The 5,488-nt window shown below is 54.8% G+C and carries 5 protein-coding genes; all 5 read left to right on the plus strand.

What is annotated here, in order from left to right; all coding sequences use genetic code 11:
• Nucleotides 1-82: 82 nt before the first annotated feature.
• Nucleotides 83-1,012 carry a UDP-N-acetylmuramate dehydrogenase gene (gene murB, locus QZ279_RS04765; protein WP_293448649.1) on the plus strand — a complete coding sequence of 310 codons (930 nt, stop codon included), beginning with the start codon at nucleotides 83-85 and terminating at the stop codon, nucleotides 1,010-1,012.
• A 117-nt stretch (nucleotides 1,013-1,129) separates the two neighbouring features.
• Entirely contained in the window at nucleotides 1,130-2,008 is an 879-nt protein-coding gene (locus tag QZ279_RS04770; RefSeq protein WP_293448652.1) for a D-alanine--D-alanine ligase, read from the plus strand.
• Nucleotides 1,996-2,928: a cell division protein FtsQ/DivIB gene (locus QZ279_RS04775; protein ID WP_293448654.1), complete on the plus strand. Its 933-nt coding sequence runs from the start codon at nucleotides 1,996-1,998 to the stop codon at nucleotides 2,926-2,928. The genes QZ279_RS04770 and QZ279_RS04775 overlap by 13 nt, the downstream gene beginning before the upstream one ends.
• Nucleotides 2,929-4,260, plus strand: coding sequence for a cell division protein FtsA (gene ftsA, locus QZ279_RS04780; RefSeq protein ID WP_293448657.1), 1,332 nt, complete (start codon nucleotides 2,929-2,931; stop codon nucleotides 4,258-4,260).
• A 173-nt stretch (nucleotides 4,261-4,433) separates the two neighbouring features.
• Nucleotides 4,434-5,488, plus strand: a 1,055-nt coding sequence (gene ftsZ, locus QZ279_RS04785; protein WP_293448660.1) for a cell division protein FtsZ, incomplete at its 3' end; no start/stop codon positions are given.

Genomic DNA, 5,488 nt, shown 5'->3' on the forward strand with positions numbered 1-5,488 from the left:
TTTTTGGCTGTGTGCGGGGGGACTCTTTTCAAATCAATGTGTGGGCTTTAGACAGGGCAAAACACGATAAAAAGAGCTGCTCATGACCGACTTTTCCCGTATCCGCGGCAAGATCACGATGGATCGACCTTTGGCTGATCTGACGTGGTTGCGTGTTGGCGGGCCTGCGCAGATGTTTTATCAGCCCAGCGATGTGGATGATTTGCAAGCCTTTCTTAAGGCTTTGCCGCTAGACATGCCTGTGTTTCCGATGGGCGTCGGGTCGAACCTGATTGTGCGCGATGGGGGCATCAAGGGTGCTGTCATCCGCATGGGGCGTGGGTTTAACCATATCGAGATTGAGGGCGACACTGTGCGCGTCGGTGTTGCAGCGCTCGATAGCCACGTTGCGCGCAAAGCGGCGGATGCGGGGTTGGACCTGACTTTCCTACGCACAATTCCGGGGGCCATTGGCGGCGCGGTTCGTATGAACGCTGGCTGCTATGGTAGTTACGTTGCGGACCACTTTGTTGAGGCGACGGCGATCACGCGGGCAGGGGATCAGGTACGTTTGAGCGGTGATGAGTTGGATTTCGCCTATCGCCAAAGCAGCTTGCCCGAAGGTTATGTGCTGACAGAGGCTGTATTGCGGGCGCAAAAGGGCGATCCAGAAACGCTGCACGCGAAGATGGACGAACAGCTGCGCAAGCGTGACGAAACACAACCGACCAAGGACCGCACCGCAGGCAGCACATTCCGCAATCCCGCTGGTTTTTCTTCGACAGGGCAGGCGGATGACACCCATGAGTTGAAGGCGTGGAAAGTGATTGATGATGCAGGCATGCGCGGCGCGACCCTTGGCGGGGCGCAGATGAGCATGAAACACCCGAACTTTTTGATCAACACGGGTGGCGCAACTGCCGCAGATTTAGAGGGTCTGGGCAACATGGTGCGAAAAAAGGTTTTCCAAACACAATCAATAGAGTTACACTGGGAAGTTATGAGGGTCGGCGAAACGGCCCCTGAAGAATAGGGCACTCAGGTTAACTGGGGCCACAGGCGGAAAAAGAGGACGGCTAACTTCCTTATTAAAAAATTGAGGCACGAGTTGGGAATGTCGAGCAGGCAACCCCGAACAGTAGCTGTATTGATGGGCGGACCTTCGGCTGAACGCGTAGTGTCTTTGTCATCTGGGCGCGCATGCGCTGCAGCACTGCGGGAACATGGATATACGGTTGAAGAGATTGATGCGGGTGCTGATTTGGCGGCCCGTCTTGTCGATCTCGCGCCTGACGTTGTTTTCAACGCGCTCCACGGTCGGTGGGGCGAGGACGGTTGCGTCCAAGGTCTACTGGAGTGGCTGCAAATTCCCTACACACATTCTGGCGTTTTGGCCTCGGCTTTGGCGATGGACAAGCAGCGCTCCAAAGAAGTCTTTCGCCAAGTCGGTTTGCCGATTGTTGAAAGCGTGATTGTTTCAGCCGCAGAGGTGCGCGCGCGTCACGTGATGGATGCGCCCTACGTTGTGAAACCCAATAGTGAAGGGTCATCGGTTGGTGTTTATCTTGTGAATGAGGCCAGTAATGGCCCGCCACAGTTGGACGACACGATGCCCGAAATGGTCATGGTCGAGGCGTTTGCGCCGGGTCGTGAATTGACGACAACGGTCATGGGCGATCGTCCTTTGACAGTTACAGATATCCTGACCGACGGTTGGTATGATTACGATGCCAAGTACAAAGAGGGCGGTTCACGTCACATTGTGCCCGCCGAGATCCCCCAAGATATCTGGGATGCCTGCATGTCTTATGCGGTGCGCGCGCATGATGCGTTGGGATGTCGCGGAGTGTCGCGTACAGATTTCCGTTGGGATGAGAGCAAGGGGATCGATGGCATCATCTTGCTTGAGACAAACACGCAGCCTGGCATGACATCTACGTCGCTTTCGCCAGAACAGGCACAGGCGATTGGGATCAGTTTCCCCGACTTGTGTTCCTGGATCGTCGAGGACGCGTCATGCAACAGGTAGGCGCAGCAGGACCAAGAGGGCCGCAGGGTCAAGGCGCGCGCGTTTTGAACCGCTCGACCAAACGGCGCAAGGCCGATCCCGCGCCGTCGCGTTGGTCCTATCGTTTTCAACGCTTGATGCTGACACCCTTGTTTCGGTTTTCGCTTCGCGTTGGTGTGCCATTCGCACTGACCTTTTCGCTTGGCATGGTGTATCTGTCTGATGAGGGACGTCGTACAGAGTTACAGGATGTGGTGGCGCAAATGCGCTCTAACATCGAAGAACGCCCAGAATTCATGATCCAATTGATGGAAGTTGAGGGTGCAAGCGAAGATGTTGCCTCTGCCATCCATGAGATCGTGCCGATAAAATTCCCGATAAGTTCGTTTGATCTAGAGCTGGCGAGTATTCAAAAAACAGTCTCAAGTCTTAACCCTGTGCGCAGCGCAGATGTGCGATTGCAGCCCGGTGGTGTGCTTGAAGTTGTGATCGATGAACGCGAAACTGCAGCGCTTTGGCGAACCCATGACGGGCTTTTCCGAATTGATGCAGAGGGCGTTTATATCGGCCTTGCCCACGCACGCTCTGACTTTCCTGAGTTGCCGGTCTTGGCTGGTGAAGGTGCCGATACAGCAGTTGTAGAGGCGAAAAACCTGATGAAGATTGCGGCACCTTTGGGGAGCCGTGTCGTGGGACTGGTACGCATGGGCGCACGTCGTTGGGATCTGGTTTTGGATCGCGAGCAACGTGTGATGTTACCTGCCAAGGGCGCAGCACGTGCGCTGGAACGCGTGATTGCCCTGGACCAAATGCAAGACGTGCTGGAGCGAGATTTGGCGCGCGTTGACATGCGCCTCTCGCAAAGGCCGACAATTCGAATGAACGAGAACGCCGTAAAAGAATTATGGCGCATCAAGACGACAGCAGTGGAAAACCGTTAAATGAATGATCTTTACAGTTCTCAGCGCGCAATGCGTAATATGCGAAAAGCAGCGATTCAGCGCGGTGTTGTGGCGGTTCTGGATGTTGGCAGCTCAAAAATTGTCTGCCTGATTTTGCGCTTTGATGGCACAGATAAATCCACTGAAACTGACGGGATTGGATCCCTTGCGGGTCAAACAGGTTTTCGCGTAATCGGCGCGGCAACGACACGTTCGCGCGGTGTGCGGTTCGGTGAAATCAGCGCGATGTCCGAAACAGAGCGCGCGATCCGTACCGCGTTGCAATCTGCACAAAAGATGGCGCAAATTCGTGTTGATCATGTGATTGCCTGCTTCTCTGGTGCCGAGCCGCGGTCCTACGGGTTGGACGGGTCTGTCGATATCGAGAATTCAATTGTGTCCGAGCAGGATGTTGCGCGCGTTCTTTCCTCCTGTGACATGCCTGATTTTGGCGCAAGTCGTGAAGTGTTGCACGCGCAACCTGTGAATTTTGCGCTGGATCATCGCTCTGGGTTGAACGATCCGCGTGGCCAAATTGGTCAGAAACTTAGCACAGATATGCATTTGCTTACGGTCGACGCGGCCGCAGTTCAAAACCTTGCGCATTGTGTGCGTCGCTGTGATCTGGAACTCGCGGGCGTCGCGTCGTCCGCTTATGTGTCGGGCATATCGGCGCTTGTGGAAGACGAACAAGAACTGGGCGCGGCCTGCATCGATCTTGGTGGCGGCGCGACAAGTATTTCGATCTTTATGAAGAAACACATGATTTTTGCCGATGCTGTGCGCATGGGCGGGGATCACATTACGTCTGATATTTCCATGGGTCTTCAAGTTCCTATGACAACGGCCGAGCGGATCAAAACCGTGAACGGCGGCGTTGTTGCGACGGGCATGGATGATCGCGATATGATCGATACGGGCGGGGACACGGGCGATTGGGATCATGATCGCCGTCAAGTCAGCCGTGCGGAACTGATCGGTATTATGCGCCCTCGTGTTGAGGAAATTCTGGAAGACGTGCGTGCGCGTCTGGACGCGGCGGGCTTTGATCACTTGCCGAGCCAGCAGATTGTTTTGACAGGTGGCGGGAGCCAAATTCCGGGCCTTGACGGGTTGGCAACAAAAATTCTGGGTCAGCAAGTGCGCCTTGGTCGTCCTTTGCGCGTGCATGGTTTGCCTGGCGCAACAACAGGGCCGGGGTTTTCCAGTGCGGTTGGTCTGTGCCTTTTTGCGGCCCATCCACAGGATGAATGGTGGGATTTCGAAATTCTTGATAACTATCAAGGACGTTCGTTCAAACGTGCCATGAAATGGTTCCGCGACAACTGGTAGCCCCTACATCTGCGCATATGCGCTAAATTTGGCAGAATTCCGCTGAAAAACTCGCATATTTTGTGGGTTTTTCGCTTTTTTGCGTGACTGCACCGAATCGGTTGTTTAGGGTGGAATGCAATAGGCAACAAAAATGGCCCGAAAATGGGCCGGCAGACACAGGCGGACAGAGCATGACATTGAACCTCACGGTGGCAGGACAAGACGATCTGAAGCCACGTATCACAGTATTTGGCGTTGGCGGGGCAGGCGGAAACGCGGTCAATAACATGATCGAGAAAGAGCTTGATGGGGTCGACTTTGTTGTCGCAAACACCGACGCTCAGGCGCTGCAGCAATCCATGTCTGAAAGCCGCGTCCAGTTGGGCGTTAAGGTTACTGAGGGTCTTGGTGCGGGTGCGCGCGCCTCTGTTGGTGCTGCGGCGGCCGAAGAAAGTATTGAACAAATTGTTGACCACCTCGCAGGCGCGCACATGTGTTTTATTACTGCAGGTATGGGCGGCGGCACGGGTACTGGTGCTGCGCCGATCATCGCGCAAGCGGCACGTGAACTTGGTGTTCTGACTGTCGGTGTTGTGACCAAGCCGTTCCAGTTTGAGGGCGGCAAGCGCATGCGCCAAGCTGACGATGGTATCGAGGCGCTGCAAAAAGTTGTCGACACGCTGATCATCATTCCAAACCAGAACCTGTTCCGTTTGGCGAATGAGAAAACGACATTTACCGAAGCCTTTTCGCTTGCGGATGACGTGCTTTATCAAGGTGTTAAGGGTGTTACGGACCTGATGGTTCGCCCTGGCCTGATTAACCTAGACTTTGCTGACGTTCGCGCCGTTATGGACGAGATGGGCAAGGCAATGATGGGTACAGGTGAAGCGACAGGCGAGGATCGTGCGATCCAAGCCTCCGAGAAGGCAATCGCGAACCCGCTTCTGGACGAAATTTCATTGCGCGGTGCCAAGGGTGTTCTTATCAACATCACAGGCGGCCACGACCTTACGTTGTTTGAACTCGACGAAGCGGCCAACCGCATTCGCGAAGAGGTTGATCCAGAGGCGAACATTATTGTTGGTTCTACATTGGATACAGCCCTTGAAGGTGGCATGCGCGTATCTGTTGTTGCGACAGGTATCGACGCTGTTGAGGTTAACACAGACCTTCCAGTGCCACGTCGTTCTATGGCGCAGCCTTTGAAGCAAGCCGAAGAGCAGACACGCCAGGCCGCGCCTGC

This window comes from Planktotalea sp., from assembly GCF_018607965.1.
GTDB lineage: Bacteria > Pseudomonadota > Alphaproteobacteria > Rhodobacterales > Rhodobacteraceae > Planktotalea.